The sequence below is a fragment of the Nitrospirota bacterium genome, from assembly GCA_015233895.1.
Lineage (GTDB): Bacteria > Nitrospirota > Thermodesulfovibrionia > Thermodesulfovibrionales > Magnetobacteriaceae > Magnetomonas.
On the sequence record JADFXG010000002.1, the window covers coordinates 174,024 to 188,987 of the forward strand.

At 41.7% G+C, this 14,964-nt stretch carries 9 protein-coding genes; 6 read left to right on the plus strand and 3 right to left on the minus strand.

Features of this window, described 5'->3' with window-relative positions:
• The first annotated feature begins 27 nt into the window (after positions 1–27).
• The 6 genes from HQK88_03005 to HQK88_03030 all read left to right on the plus strand — a co-directional run bounded on the left by HQK88_03005 (position 28) and on the right by HQK88_03030 (position 10,984).
• Complete coding sequence (locus HQK88_03005; protein MBF0615768.1) at positions 28–1,422, plus strand: DUF262 domain-containing protein; 1,395 nt, start codon at positions 28–30, stop codon at positions 1,420–1,422.
• A gap of 1 nt (position 1,423) precedes the next feature.
• On the plus strand, positions 1,424–2,611 hold the full coding sequence (locus tag HQK88_03010; protein MBF0615769.1) for a DUF3696 domain-containing protein: 1,188 nt from the start codon (positions 1,424–1,426) through the stop codon (positions 2,609–2,611).
• Entirely contained in the window at positions 2,608–3,510 is a 903-nt protein-coding gene (locus HQK88_03015; GenBank protein MBF0615770.1) for a hypothetical protein, read from the plus strand. Before HQK88_03010 ends, HQK88_03015 begins: the two co-directional genes overlap by 4 nt.
• 26 nt (positions 3,511–3,536) lie before the next feature.
• On the plus strand, positions 3,537–10,049 hold the full coding sequence (locus HQK88_03020) for an SDR family NAD(P)-dependent oxidoreductase (GenBank protein MBF0615771.1): 6,513 nt from the start codon (positions 3,537–3,539) through the stop codon (positions 10,047–10,049).
• Between the two features lie 162 nt (positions 10,050–10,211).
• Positions 10,212–10,499 carry a UPF0175 family protein gene (locus HQK88_03025; protein MBF0615772.1) on the plus strand — a complete coding sequence of 96 codons (288 nt, stop codon included), beginning with the start codon at positions 10,212–10,214 and terminating at the stop codon, positions 10,497–10,499.
• Positions 10,496–10,984, plus strand: coding sequence for a DUF3368 domain-containing protein (locus tag HQK88_03030; GenBank protein MBF0615773.1), 489 nt, complete (start codon positions 10,496–10,498; stop codon positions 10,982–10,984). Before HQK88_03025 ends, HQK88_03030 begins: the two co-directional genes overlap by 4 nt.
• 316 nt (positions 10,985–11,300) lie before the next feature.
• Here HQK88_03030 and HQK88_03035 read toward each other — a convergent pair whose 3' ends face one another.
• From HQK88_03035 to HQK88_03045, 3 genes are all read right to left on the minus strand, one after another.
• Positions 11,301–11,876 carry an EF-hand domain-containing protein gene (locus HQK88_03035; protein MBF0615774.1) on the minus strand — a complete coding sequence of 192 codons (576 nt, stop codon included), beginning with the start codon at positions 11,874–11,876 and terminating at the stop codon, positions 11,301–11,303.
• A 310-nt stretch (positions 11,877–12,186) separates the two neighbouring features.
• On the minus strand, positions 12,187–12,390 hold the full coding sequence (locus tag HQK88_03040; GenBank protein ID MBF0615775.1) for a dodecin domain-containing protein: 204 nt from the start codon (positions 12,388–12,390) through the stop codon (positions 12,187–12,189).
• Between the two features lie 452 nt (positions 12,391–12,842).
• Positions 12,843–14,951: a molybdopterin-dependent oxidoreductase gene (locus HQK88_03045; protein MBF0615776.1), complete on the minus strand. Its 2,109-nt coding sequence runs from the start codon at positions 14,949–14,951 to the stop codon at positions 12,843–12,845.
• Positions 14,952–14,964 lie beyond the last annotated feature (13 nt).

Below are 14,964 nucleotides of genomic sequence, written 5' to 3' on the forward strand. Positions count from 1 at the left end.
GAACTTTTACAAAATTAAAACAAAAACATGGAACAGGTAAAAATCAAGGTAAATTTGGTAGGTTCTAATGAGGAGCTTCTTGTAACTCTTAAAGAGAATATTACCGATGATGGCTATAGCGTATGGCGGGGTGCCGAAAACGGCTCATCTATAGTAATTGACGAAAACAGAAACGGAGCCGTAATAAACGTTGAAAAAAGTGATAATATAGCTACCGATACTGAAGGTATTATTACCGAATTCCTAAAACTCAGGAATCAATCTAACGAAACAGCCTCATCAGGAATTGAGCCTACAGATGAGGGCTCAGTCAAAAGTGAACCGCATCCATACGACCCTGAAAAAATAAGAGTAGATACTAAACCATTTTCTTTAAAACAGACATATGAGCTTATTGAAAGTGGAGATATAGATTTATCCCCTGATTTTCAGCGCCACTTTGTTTGGAAAGAAATCAAGAAACAGTCAAGATTGATAGAATCTATAATGCTTAGAATCCCAATCCCTGTGTTTTATCTTTCTCAGGACAATGAGGGCAGATTTCAGGTTGTTGACGGACTGCAACGTCTTACAGTTATCAGACGATTTATAAACAATGAATTTGCGTTAAGAGATTTGGAATATCTTACAGATTGTAATAATTGTTTTTATAATTATAATAACGGTGGAGAACCAAAAAAGATATTGCATCCCAAATATACAAGAAGAATTGAACAAACCCAGCTGATTTTCAATATTATTGATCCACAAACCCCTTTCAGAGTCAAGTATGACCTTTTCAGAAGAATAAATGAGGGCGGCACGCCGTTAAATAGTCAGGAAATCAGAAATTGCATGGCTAAACCTTATATTAGGAAATTTATTGATGCACTTGCCAACTCTGAAGATTTTATAATGGCAACGGATAACAGCATAAAACCTTTAAGAATGCAGGATCAGGAAATGGTATTACGTTTTATCGGTTTTTATTATATAAAAATATTAGGGAAATCAAGTTATAACGGAGATATGGAAGATTTATTGGATAAAACTCTCGATAGTTTAAATAAGGAAAATGAACATGTATTAAATGAAATCAAAGAATCGTTTACAAGAGCCATGAAAAACTCTTCTCATTTGTTTGGCAAGACTGCATTCAGAAAATGTTTGCCAGAGCACATAGCTGACGGCGCAAGAAAGCAGTTTTTAAATAAGCTATTGTTTTTGACATGGTCTGTTTCTTTGGCGCAATTTGATACTCAAAACATTGAAAAAAACAATGATGCTAACTGCCTTGTTATTCCTCATGCCAACGAACTTCAAAGGAATAATGATTATACTGATTATTATTATGCTTTAACTCATGCGACAAATGACAAAAAAAATGTGGATTCTGCATTTGAAAGAGTGCAATCTATAATTAAACAATACATAAGGTACTAAAATGCTGAAAAAACTAACAATAAATAACTTTAAGTGTTTTTTAGATGAAACAATATCATTCAAAGATTTAACAGTATTAGCAGGCGCTAACGGGGTTGGTAAGTCAACTGTTATTCAGGCTTTATTGATCATAAAGCATACGCGTGAAAAATATCTTCGTTATAATTTTAAAGATTGTCCATCTTCAAAATCAGACTTTGCACCAATAGAGCTAAACCATACATATATGATGAATCTTGGTAATGCGGAAATGGTTATAAACTCAAAATCAGAAATAAAAGAAATAAAGCTTTCATATTGTGCTGATTCTGATTTTAAAGCTGATTTTGTATATGGCCTCGTACCAGATAAATTAATAATATCATTTAAGAACTTACAACAAAAATTTAAAGGTAATACAAATCCAAATGATGATCCTTTTGTTCAAACTGATTTTAACTATCTAAATGCAGAGAGAATAGGTCCAAGAAACATTCAATCCATGGGGTATCAGGAGTTTATAAATACCGGCTATCAAGGCGAGTTTACAGGACAGGCTATATCTACAGCTGAAAATAAAAATCTTACATTGAAAAAAGATGATAAAAGACTTTTTAGACCAGAAGATAACGAAGAGATACAGCTTGCATTAAGAAAACAGATTGAACAGTGGATGGACTTTATAATACCGGGAATACGTTTGAACGTGGAATCGTTTCCGGCAATAAATACTGTAAGAGTTTCACTTAAAAAAGAGGGAATGGATACTGGATTTTTACATCCAAACAATATAGGATTTGGGATAACGTTTGTACTTCCTATAGTGGTTACAGGACTTATTGCTTCAAGAGGCTCTATGATAATAGTGGAAAACCCTGAAGCTCATTTGCATCCTTACGGGCAATCCAAAATAGGGCAGTTTTTGGCTGCTGTTGCATCTCAGGGAATACAGGTGGTAGTAGAAACGCACAGCGAACACGTTATAAACGGCATAAGAGTAGCTTCTTTAAAAAACTTTATTACACCGGACAAAATATGTATCAACTTTTTTAGTCACAATAAAGAAAAACAAGCACCGGATATAACTGAAATTACGGTTGATGATGAGGGCGATCTTTCCAAATGGCCTCGTGATTTTTTTGATCAGGAGGAAAGAGATTTGGCAGAAATCCATAGACTTAGAAAAAAGAGAAAATCTAACAATATATGAATACTGTTTTTTATTTATTCAACAAGTCTTTCAAAAATATCAACAATCTAACAATTGAAGAGCTTGGCGAAAAAATTTATGATTTTTTTGAATTGTGCGATAACATAAAAGATTCCGGTGATGAAATTTTCAAAAGTAATTCTATATATGAGGAACAGTTTTTTGATAATTATGCGCTTTATGAGATAATGTATAAAGAGAGAGGAATAGCGCTTAAACCTGAACACAAGAGAGCTTTATTAAAACTTGATCACATTACTAAAACCTCCTTTAATGATGTTCAGATGACCGAACAATTAAATGAAACTACAGAAAGTAATTTATATGGGCTTCTCTGCTTCAATAGAATTGAAACTCCAGATAAAATTGACTCCAGACTACTTATCTCTGTACAACAAGATTGGTATTCTTTTCATAGATATTATTTATACATTTTTTATATTTCTGAAGAGAGCTTTTTTGAAAGATGTAGAAAATATTTCCCTGAGCTGTTTTTTCATGAAAGAAATAGATATGCGCTAAAAACATTAAGTGGCGGCCTTGAGCTCTTCTCAGAAACAATAGTATCTCATTTAGAGAAGCTGAACGATGAATTCAGGAAATATTATAATTATCAGTCCATAGCTCAATCCATTGATAAAATAATACAAGCATTTTGTTCGGCAAATAATATCAAAGGCTCATTACAAGGGGAAAATCACGATCAACTGTATTTTGAGTTTTACAATACCCAAACAAAAACCCTCGAAAAGATATGCTGTGACCCTCATTTAAAATTAAGAACGCCTGATAGACCTGGCAATACCCAAAGATATGAAAACCGTATATATTTCCATCAAGGGAAAAAAGGCGTACAAGGTGGAAAAATACTGATAGGCCACATTGGTGAGCATTTATAGAATGCGGAGTTAACTACAAGGAGATTATGACTGATCTATCAAAACGAATTCAGGGGATGTCGCCTGTTAAGCTTGCTTTTGCGGCAGAGCAGATGGCATCCAAGTATGAGATACTTAATGCCGAACCTATTGCCATAATAGGGATTGGGTGCAGGTTTCCGGGCAAGGCCAATAATCCGAAGTCGTACTGGACACTTCTTAAATCGGCAACAGAGGTAAGAACAGAGGTTCCGGCAAGCAGGTGGGATATAAATGAATACTACGCCTCTGACCCCGATGCTCCAGGTAAGATGTACTGCCGATACGGTGGTTTTCTTGATAACGTTTATGATACCGATGCGCACTTTTTTGGTATTTCTCCAAGAGAGGCTGTAACGATAGACCCGCAGCACAGGCTGCTTTTAGAGGTCGCATGGGAGGCGCTGGAACACGCCGGAATCCCTGCCGAAAAACTTTATGGAACTCCTGTCGGGGCTTTTATAGGGGTTAGCACTTTTGAATATGCGGCAGTAAAGATAGGGTTAAACGACCCAGCCAAAATAGACGCCTACTACAGCACCGGAGGATATCTTAGCATGTGTGCCGGGAGGTTGTCCTATACGTTTGGTTTTACCGGGCCCTGTATGTCAATAGACACAGCCTGTTCCTCCTCTTTGGTAGCGGTGCATCTGGCCAGCCAAAGTCTCAGGCGCAGGGAGTGCTCGCTTGCTCTTGCCGGAGGAGTTAATCTGTTACTTTCCCCCGAATTAAGCATTAGTTTTTCAAAGGCGCGGATGCTCTCCCCTGAAGGCCGCTGTAAGACTTTTGATGCCGGAGCGGATGGTTATGTGCGCGGCGAAGGGTGTGGCGTTGTAGTTCTAAAACGTCTTTCCGATGCGCTCTCTGATGGAGATAACGTCCTTGCGCTAATCAGAGGCAGCGCTGTTAATCAGGACGGACCTAGCGGCGGACTCACTGTGCCTAGCGGCCCTGCTCAGGAACGCATAATACGCAAAGCACTTTCTGATAGTGGTGTGGAACCCGCAGAGGTCAGTTATATAGAAGCCCACGGCACAGGCACATCACTTGGCGACCCCATAGAGGTTGGAGCTTTAGGAGCAGTTTTTAAAAATGTAAAAACAAAATCCGATCCGCTTTTAATTGGTTCAGTTAAAACTAACTTCGGACATCTGGAGGCTGCCTCAGGTGTTGCAGGGCTTATAAAAGTAGTGCTTTCTATGCAGCACGGGAAAATCCCACCGCATCTGCACTTTAAAACCCCAAGCCCGCACATTGATTGGGCAGCTTTACCCATCGAGGTGGTTTCAGGCGGGCACACATGGAGCGGTAGAAAAATTGCCGGAGTAAGTTCCTTTGGGGCAAGCGGAACAAACGCTCATGTGGTATTGGAGGAGGCGCCTCTGCATAAAAAAACGGAGTCCAATCTCAATCGGCCTGTTCACATACTAACCATATCGGCTAAAACCGATGAATCCCTCACTGAGCTAAGCAACCGATATAAAGAAATATTGCAATCCTCAGACGTTACGATTAGCGACATTTGTTATACGGCAAACGTTGGACGAAATCATTTTGCCAAGCGCAGATTTGCCATAGGTGAAACTGCTGATGAGTTTATTAACGGGCTATCTGAGGCACAAGAAATACAGTTACCAGATGAACGTCCTAAGATTGCATTTCTTTTTACAGGACAAGGCGGACTTTCACAAAACATGGGACGCAGCCTTTACGAAAGCAGCCCTGTCTTCAGAGATACCCTCACAGAATGTGACAGGATATTGCAAAAACACATGGATGTGCCGCTTTTGGAACTGATGTACGGAGGAGTTTCAACTGAGGTTCTCAATGAGACAAGGTACGCTCAGCCTGTTCTATTTTCTCTTGAATATAGTTTATACAAGTTATGGCAATCGTGGGGAGTTGAGCCGGGAGCATGTTTAGGCCATAGCATAGGTGAATATACTGCTGCTTGTGTCTCAGGAGTGTTTTCGCTTGAGGATGCTTTAATGCTTGTAGCTCTGCGTGGACAATTAATGTGGGAGGCCCCCGGAAATGGCACAATGGCAGCGGTGTTTGCAAGTGAAACTTTGGTGCTGGAGGAGTTATTTTCTGATGATGTCTCCATAGCAGCGGTTAATGGCCATGACAGCATTGTGATTTCAGGACTTAAGGATAGTGTAATGGAAACGTGCAAGCGTCTTTCAGAGCGTGGCATAAAAAGCAAAGAACTTATAGTCTCACACGGGTTTCACTCACGCTTGATGGAGCCGGTATTGGAGAGTTTTGCTCAAACTGCTGACAAAGTTGTCTATCACAGAGGCAAAATACCTGTTGTATCAAACGTAAGCGGAGATTTTTATCGCGGCGAGGAATTAAGTACCCCCTACTGGGTTAAACACCTTAGAGGCACAGTCAGGTTCTTAGCAGGCATTGAAACACTATATAGGGACGGTTACCGGGTGTTTTTGGAGTTGGGCCCTGGAACAGTGCTTCTTGGCATGGGCAGAAGGTGTGTTGATGATAAAGCAACTGCATGGCTTCCATCCTTAAGAGCGAGTCAGAATGACTGGCGGCAAATACTAAAATCCCTCGGAGGACTATACGTCTGCGGAATGGATATAAACTGGAGAGATTTTAACGCTCCCTACGGCTATAAGAAAGTTACAACGCTGCCAACATATCCATTTGCGCGCAAACGATATGAAATAGACAGATCTACAGCCTCTAAGGTAAAAGAGCTAAAGTGGAAATCTCCCGGTATAAAAATGATGCTTCCCATGAGCACGGAGATTCGGTTTGAGTCAGTCTTTAGTGCCGTAGTTCCGTCTTATATCCCCGACCATCGTATATTCGGCAAACTAATAGTTGCCGGAGCGTCTCACATCTCTATGGTGATACAGGCTGCAAAAGAGGTCTTTGGCAGCGGACACTGTAAGCTTGAGGATTTTGTTTTTCAGCAGCCAGTTGTAGTTCCGGAGGACGGCACGCTAAATCTCCAACTTATCCTTACTCCGTTACAGAAAGATGTTTACACGTTTCAGTTGGTAAGCGCCTCAAGTAGTGACATTGGTAACGAGTCATGGAGCACACATATAACCGGTAAACTTGAAAAATCAAGCTCTGAGGCTCTTAGCTCACATGAGGTGATGCAGATTGATAAAACAATTAAAGGCTGGCAGGAAATTAATATAGAAGAATTTTACGAGGAAATAAATAAATCCGGTCATCACCTTGGAGCGTCTTTTCTTTGGAATAAACACATTTGGCATCATAAGAAAGAAGCCTTTAATAAAATGCAGTGTCCTCAGTTTGACGGCAATGCTTATGAATATCTCCTTTACCCAGGGCTCATAGATTCCTGTGTGCACTTTTTTTGTGTGAATGGCCCTGAGGCGGTATTTGGTAAAGAAACGGCAGATACCTTAAAGCATGAGTACATCTACATACCTTTTTCCATAGAATGCGTGGACTTTTATCAGCCGCCAACTTCAGGGCATACACTATGGTGTCATACAATATTTAATGATAATGAAAAATCCATTAAAAGCATAACCGGTGATATCACACTCATTGATGAAACCGGACAAGTGATAGCGCAATTTACAGGGTTTACTGCAAGACAGTTTAGCCGTGCCTCTATTGCTTTAGATGAGTCACATGAGGATTTTCTTTACGAGACAGATTGGGAAAGAAAAGAGATTGAGCAAAATTCTGAGTTACCGGCAATTGACGGTACATGGGCGATATTTACTGACAGAGAAGAGGTTGGAACGCTCCTGTCATCCCTGCTTAAAGAAAACGGTTTAAATAGTATCACTGTAAGACCCGGCACTGCATACAGAGAGCTTTCCAACAGTGGAGGCTATGAGATAAACCCTCAGTCTGCGAGCGATTTTGAGAAGTTCTTTTCCACAATCGAAAAACTCTCCGGTGTTGTTTACCTATGGAGTGCCGGAGTGGTTGATACAAAAGACGAGCAGGGCAATATTGGAGTTATTACACTACTTCATACAGTACAAGCACTTGTAAAACATGGCAACGCAAAGCTTATGATCATAACCCGCGGAGTGTGGCCTGTTTTGGAAGATAAAGACACCAGCACAGGTTTTTGGCATTCGCCGGTGTGGGGTTTTGGGCGGGTAATGTTTCTTGAACACCCGGAACTTACCGGCAAACTGGTGGATTTAGCAGCAATTACCGGACAAGACGAAAATCTGTTTCTTTACAATGAACTGTTTTATGGCGGAAAAGAACAACAAACTGCTATGAGAGATGGCATCAGATACGTTTGCCGCCTTAAGAGACGTAAGGCTAAAAGTGCCGGCAGAGCGTCAGCATCTGAAAACACGGCACTAAGGCTAACTGAGTACGGCAGGCTGGATAAACTGGAGTTAAAGCCTGTTGGAAGAGAAAATCCCTCTGAACACGAGGTGGAGATAGAGGTAAAGGCAGCAGGGCTAAATTTCCGTGATGTTCTGAACGCTCTCGGAATGCTCAGAGAGTACACCGGCAATAAGGCAGCAGAGGATGTAACGTTAGGCTTTGAATGCTGTGGAGTTGTCAGCCGTATCGGTACAGGTGTAAAAGACATAAAACCCGGCGATTCTGTTATAGCAGCGCCGGTAAACGGAGCATTTTCAACCTACACTATAGCCTCATCATCGTTTACAATGCTAATGCCTGAAAACATTTCATATGAGGAGGCTGCCACTATACCAACATATCTAACCGCATGGTATGGCCTGATAGAGCTAAGCGGGCTCAAAACTGGCGACAGCATACTGATTCATGCAGCGGCAGGGGGAGTGGGGCTTGCTGCTGTAAACATTGCAAAGATGGTTGGAGCGGATATTTATGCTACTGCAAGCCGTGGCAAATGGGATTTTTTAAGGGCACAGGGCGTTAATCACATAATGGATTCCCGGAGCCTTGATTTTTCCGATGAGATAATAGCTCTCACTCAAGGACGTGGCGTCAGTGTCGTATTAAACAGCCTTAACGGCGAATACATCCCTAAAAGCCTTAGGGTGCTTTCAAATGGTGGACGTTTCATTGAAATTGGCAAAATTGGCATATGGACTGAGGAGGATGTAAAACGTCTCCGGCCAGATGTGTCATACTATACATTCGACATGGGCGAAGTATCGCAAAAAAAACCATCCGCTGTAAGAGACATGTTACAGCAAATTTCATCTCATGTCAGCTCAGGAGAGCTAAACCCCCTGTTTCATAAGGTGTTTCCGATTACCGATGCTGTGTCGGCATTCAGATATATGGCGGCAGCAAAACACACCGGAAAAGTGGTAATTGACACATCAGCAAAAACAGGATTTATACGAAATGATGCAACGTATTTGATTACAGGCGGACTGGGCGCTCTGGGACTTGAACTATCAAGCTGGCTTGTAGAAAGGGGAGTGCGTCACATAGTGCTGACAGGCAGACGTGTGCCAGGTGAGAAGGCACGTGAAAAAATCTCCCGTCTTGAAGCACAAGGAGCCATTGTTGTGGTAATTTCAGCCGATGTCTCCTCTATGGATGATGTTGAGCGGCTTTTTAGTGCCATAGCTAAGACGATGCCGCCTCTACGCGGGATAATACACGCCGCCGGAGTGTTGGATGACAGTATGATTTTAAATCAGAGTGTAGAGAAATTCCAAAAAGTGATGGCTCCAAAAGTTTCCGGCACATGGAACCTGCACCTGAAAACGCTTGATAAGAATCTCGACTTTTTTGTTTGTTTTTCATCGGTTGCTGCCCTGATTGGGTCAAAGGGCCAGAGCAATTACGCTTCTGCCAATGCCTTTATGGATGCACTGATGCGGTACAGGAGAGGCTTAGGGCTTAACGGCCTAAGCATTAACTGGGGAGCGTGGGGCGATGTTGGCATGGCCTCACGTCTTGGAGAGACTGAAAAGGCGCGGTTAGAGCGGCAAGGAATAGGGAGCATTCCACTTAAAGAGGGCCTAACGGCACTTGAAACTTTCATTACTGAAAATGTTGTCAATGTCTCAGTGTTGCCAATAGACTGGGGCAAATACGAAACTCATGTGTATGCAGGGGAGATGCCGCCATTTTTTGACTCTGTAAGAAAGGTGAGTAAAGAAGTGAAGCCAACCGTAAATGTTTTAAGTTTTTCGGATGAACTTATCAAACTGCCAACGGATCAGCACTTAAAGCAGATAACCGCCTACGTAAGACAACAGGTATCGGCAGTGCTGGCACTGGAGTCATCGCAGGAGATAGGTTTGAGGGAGCGGCTTTTTGATGCAGGCATTGATTCTCTGATGGCCATAGAGCTAAAGAATCGTCTTGAAGCGGGCTTTAAACGCACTCTTTCAGCAACCCTGGTGTTTGATTATCCCACAGTTGAGGCTCTTGCAAAGTATCTGTATGATAGTTTCTCCGCTGTACCGGATAAACCAATTATAAAACCAGAAGAACAGCAGCCTGATGAGCTATCCTCCGACCTGTCTGATGACGACATAGCGCGGCAATTGGCAGAGGAACTTCAAGACATTGACAATAAAAAGCGCTGATAAAACAGTCTAAGAACTAATCGTAGTCGGTCAGTTTAATTTTGGGCTTACCGATTTGGACAATACCAATTACACTTTTATTCTTACCTTTTAGGTTATAATTTTATATAACTTATGACAAATTTGATTTTTCGATAGAATAAATGTATCGGGAGGTGAGTATTGAAGCTTGATGAATTAAAGATGAAATATCCCGTAGGATTTGAAAAAGCAGTTCATATCACTAAGGATGAATTGGAACAGCAGATTCGTTTAATGGCGGCACTTAAGATGTTTGAACTCGGAAAGATATCATCCGGCAGGGCTGCGGAACTTGCTGGTATGTCACGTGTTGAGTTTTTTGAGGCTTGTGGCAGATATCGTGTAAGTGTTTTTAATTATTCCAATGAGGAGATTGGAGATGAGCTGAAAAATGAACTTGATACTATAGAAAAAATTTTCAAACTATGAAAGTGATTTCAAATACAGGACCCATTATTGCACTGGCAAAGATAGATAGATTATCACTTATTAAAAGACTATTTGAGAAGGTCTTTATACCACCTATGGTCTATAAGGAGTTATGCGCAAAAACTGGAGACGAATGGGAGTCAATTGAAGAGGCTTTAGATGACTTTATTGTAGTTAAAGAGCTTCCCTTGGTAGATGAATCAGTCAGACTAACTCTCGCCGATCTTGATGAAGGTGAAAAACAAGCTGTAGGTCTTGCCTCCGTAATAAATGATGAAAAAATACTGCTTATGGATGACAGAGCGGGAAGAAAGGCTGCTCAAAAACTAAATATAACAGTGACAGGAATTGTGGGTATACTACTTGCTGCAAAAAAAAGAGGACTAATACACAAGGTGTCGGAGATTCTTGAGGCTGTCAGAGAAAACGGATATTGGCTTTCAAATAAGGTAATTGAGGTAGCTGCAAAACTCTCTGGTGAATAGATAAAAAAGAGCTTTTTTTTCGAGGGCAGGGCAATCTCATCTTTAATAAGTTCAATACGAACATATTTTTGCATTTCACTATAACTATCGTAAATATGATACCTATCTTCATTTTTATATATTTTCCAAAATGCAATACACTATCTTTTCTGGAGAAATCATAAGAACTTATGTTACAGTGGGGTAAAAAAAGGAAAGGTGGAGGGAGTTTCAGAGGAGATTCTCTTCCCTGAAACCCCTTCCACCTGTTTGGAGGATTGTGTAGGGGAGTATTAAATAAGGAGGGCGGGGGAACCCTCCTTAAGATGTTAGCATTCTACGCTGTCATACTTGTAGTGCTTGTACTTGAAGTTGAACCTGTGATTCCTTCTATCAATGCCTTATACTTGTGAAGCATGCTTTGCTGTGGATTGGCATCATTTAGCTCTTTTGCGCTTAATTTACCATCTCCGTCAGTGTCAAGGCTTTTGAATAAGTCACTTGTAATGCCGGCTGCTGTTGCTTCTTTAGAGCTTAAAGAACCGTCTCCGTCTGTATCAAACTGACTCATCATGGAGGATGTCGCCTGATTTATCCGCTGGCTGTAATAAGCATTTGTCAGTTCGTCCGCTGTTACATAACCATCACCATTTTTATCTATAGAACTAAAGGCATCGCTTGAAAGTCCTTTAGCTGTGAATTCCGTGGACGATAATTTGCCGTCTCCATCTGTGTCAAGACCGCTAACTAAATTTTTTGCATCACTATTTATAGAACTTTCGTCCGTCTTCGCTGCACTTGATAAGTCACTTAAAAATGAGCTTGTGGATGAACTGGAGGATGTGTTTCCTCCTAATGCATTCAAAAAATCATACGGTGATAACCCTGAACCAACTGCACCTACTGTTGACATATTAACCTCCTTTTAACGTTTATCTCTATCATTCCTGTCTGTCTTGCCTTCACTTTACAACTGTTATAATATTAGCAAACATCATGCCAAACCAGTGGATATGCGGGTTTATAGTATTTTACGAATGAAAGGAAAGATAAAAGAATATTATGTGAGGCAATATTTTCCAGACAACTCGGAAAGAATTTCCCGACTGCAACTCGGTATAAATCTACAACTTAATAAGTGTAAGCAAAAAAAAAGAGAGAAGATACACTCTTCTCTCTCTCATCTACGGATAACATCAAAAATTATACACAATTAACAGAATTCACACATGCTCTACCTTAAACGCAACCTCCGCTTTTACTCTGAAGACATCAACATTCTCATCCTTCATTTTAACATCGAACTCAGTAACCATAATACGTGTGATGCCTCTTAGGGTTTTTTGAGCTTCTTTGATTACATTCGTTGTTGCCTCCTCCCAGCTTTTGGGGGACACTCCCACTAATGTGATAATTTTAGAAACCATTTTGCCCCTCCTTTTTTAAGTGTTTTTAAGGATGTCGAGCATAAGGCTACTGGAATACGTAAGGTGAACTTTAAATCCTGCGTGAATCTGCTACAAAAACCACCGCTCTCTCTCAAAACCGGTAAAGTGTGCGAAGATTGCCATTTCTGCATGCCTAATTAACCTAAAGACTTCAATTTCTTCTACAAGCAGATTCAAGCTGTTGTTTTGCTTCCTCCGCTATGGTGTTTTTTGAACATTTCTTTAATGTCAATAACACCATTCATTACCCCTTGCCAGAAACGTTTCATAAAGTAGGTAAATTTTTCCATACCTACCTCCTTTTACCCTCCCTTTTAGTGGTTAAACAACTGAAGAGTATTATGCAGAAAAATAATCTCCGCACTTATATTATACAACAATACTACAACGATTATCTTATTTTTTTGTCAAGCTATTAAAACAGCCTGGGATTACGTCTTTTTAATGCTGCACAACAACCCTCTTAACCGGTAAGAACCAAAGGCAGGGTCATAGGGGGGAGTATCTGACGTTAACACATTGGCATTGGAGCGAAACAAGGAGTCCTCATCGGGGGCAGATGCGGTAGAAATATCCTCAGGAAACCACCAGCCATGCTCCACACTTATAACTTTGGGAGCAATATCCACAGTAACTTTTGCTGTCATGCGGATTTCTCCGCGGGGGCTCGACACTGTCACCCGATCACCATCTGCCACTCCGGCTGCCTTAGCGGTTTCCGGATGCAACTCAACCAGCGGGTCAGGATGGCGCTCTCTTAGTCCCTTTATTTGTCTGTGCTCACTGTGGAAAAACTCACGGCATCTGCCGCCGGTTATTAACACATATGGGTAGTCATTTAATAGCTCCGGAGTGCTAACAGGACTTTCCGGAGGTTCCACATAATCGGGAAGAGGAGCATAGCCCATCCGCTTTAACACTGAACTATAGAGCTCAACTTTTTTTGAGGGCGTACGAAACCCTTTTGTCTTGTACTTATAATACTCATGCGGCGGACAATGTGACCCTTTTTTAGCAAGCTCTTCAAACCCTGTTCCAATATTGCCAAGCTGATGGTTAAATATGTCCATGTAAGACATATCCTGAGAGGGCAGCGACAGGCGTTTAGAGAGCTCATCTATTATCCACTCATCCTGCCGTGCACTGTAGTATGATGTCAGAGCGCGCTGAGCATAGACATAATTTTCAACAACAAGCGGTATTCCCATAAGATGATTAATTTCAGGCCAAAAAGCAGCCGGCAGCACATAATCTGCCTGAAGTGCAGACGGAGTCATAAATAAATCTGTGGCTACAAGCAGGTCAAGTTTTCTAAGCGCCGATAAAGTCCTTTTTGGATTTGACACGGTAAGAAGCGGATTGTTACCAAATAACAGAAGCGCTCTCACCCGGTAGGGAATCCCCTCATCAATAGCCTTAAAAAGCCCGGGGATGTGAGCCGATGGCATGTAGGCACGCCAGCCGCTTAATAGTTTAAATTCCTCAGCGCCAATCCTTTTTTGCGAAGACTCGGCTGGAAGTTTATCTTTTAACACGGGATAGTTCTTAAGTATATTCATTCCTAAAATATCACCGCCGGGGACATCAAGATTACCGGTAATTGCCCGTAAAATTGCAACGGCGCGTACTGTTTGAAGAGAGTTAGAGTTTTGCTCTAAGCCTAAGCCCCAATCTAAAATGCCAGGTTTTACAGAGGCATAAATCTCTGCCGCTTTCTCTATGTCTTTAGCCGCTACCTGAGTTATCCCCTGAGCCCACGCAGTTGTGTACTTAGACACGTGGTCTTTAAGCTCACTAAAACCAACAGTGCACTGCTCAATAAAATCGCTGTCATAAAGATTCTGTTTCATTATGTGGTTAATCATGGCAAGAGCAAGGGCAGCGTCTGTGCCGGGTCTTAATGGTAGCCAGAGTTTACACCTTTTCCCTGTTTCTGTCCTTCTTGGGTCAACCGAAATGGTTTCACACTCACCGTGCAGAGCCCTCATGACAGCCGGAGCAAGCTCTCCGTCAGCGCTTGTTACAAGCGGGTTATGTGCCCAGAACAGGATACACTTTGGCTTAACGCTGCCATAGTAATCCCCAACGACAAAGCCGCCATAGGTCAGATGGCTCACCGTTATCCGCGGAATAAAACACTGCGCAAGCCCTGGCTCATACCAGTTAGGGGTGCCAAGGGCGTTAGCAAAGCGAACCACGTGCATGTAGTGGTGGCGACCGGTGCCCTGGCCAATAGCAATAGTTTCAGGGCCGAAAGTGCTTTTTAACTCTGAGACTTTCCCTGATATTTCATCTAACGCGTCATCCCAGGAAATCTCTGTCCATTTGTTTTGGCCACGCTCTCCAATTCTTTTTAGGGGAGTTTTAAGTCTGTCCGGGTGATTTGCTATCTCGTGGGCTTTAAGCCCCTTTACACACATATAGCCGCGGCTTATGGGAGAGTCTGGGTCACCTTTGACTTTAACTACCTTGCCATTTTCCACATAAACAAGAGCGCCACAACCTCCGTGGCATGAACGGCAAACGCTTCTGTGTATCACCTCAAATCAACCT

Excerpts from the sequence above, each read along its gene's own strand:
- HQK88_03005 (MBF0615768.1), top strand. The coding sequence starts at position 28 with ATGGAACAGGTAAAAATCAAGGTAAATTTGGTAGGTTCTAATGAGGAG.
- HQK88_03020 (MBF0615771.1), top strand. The coding sequence starts at position 3,537 with ATGACTGATCTATCAAAACGAATTCAGGGGATGTCGCCTGTTAAGCTT.
- HQK88_03030 (MBF0615773.1), top strand. The coding sequence starts at position 10,496 with ATGAAAGTGATTTCAAATACAGGACCCATTATTGCACTGGCAAAGATA.
- HQK88_03015 (MBF0615770.1), top strand. The coding sequence starts at position 2,608 with ATGAATACTGTTTTTTATTTATTCAACAAGTCTTTCAAAAATATCAAC.
- HQK88_03040 (MBF0615775.1), bottom strand. The coding sequence starts at position 12,390 with ATGGTTTCTAAAATTATCACATTAGTGGGAGTGTCCCCCAAAAGCTGG.
- HQK88_03010 (MBF0615769.1), top strand. The coding sequence starts at position 1,424 with ATGCTGAAAAAACTAACAATAAATAACTTTAAGTGTTTTTTAGATGAA.
- HQK88_03035 (MBF0615774.1), bottom strand. The coding sequence starts at position 11,876 with ATGTCAACAGTAGGTGCAGTTGGTTCAGGGTTATCACCGTATGATTTT.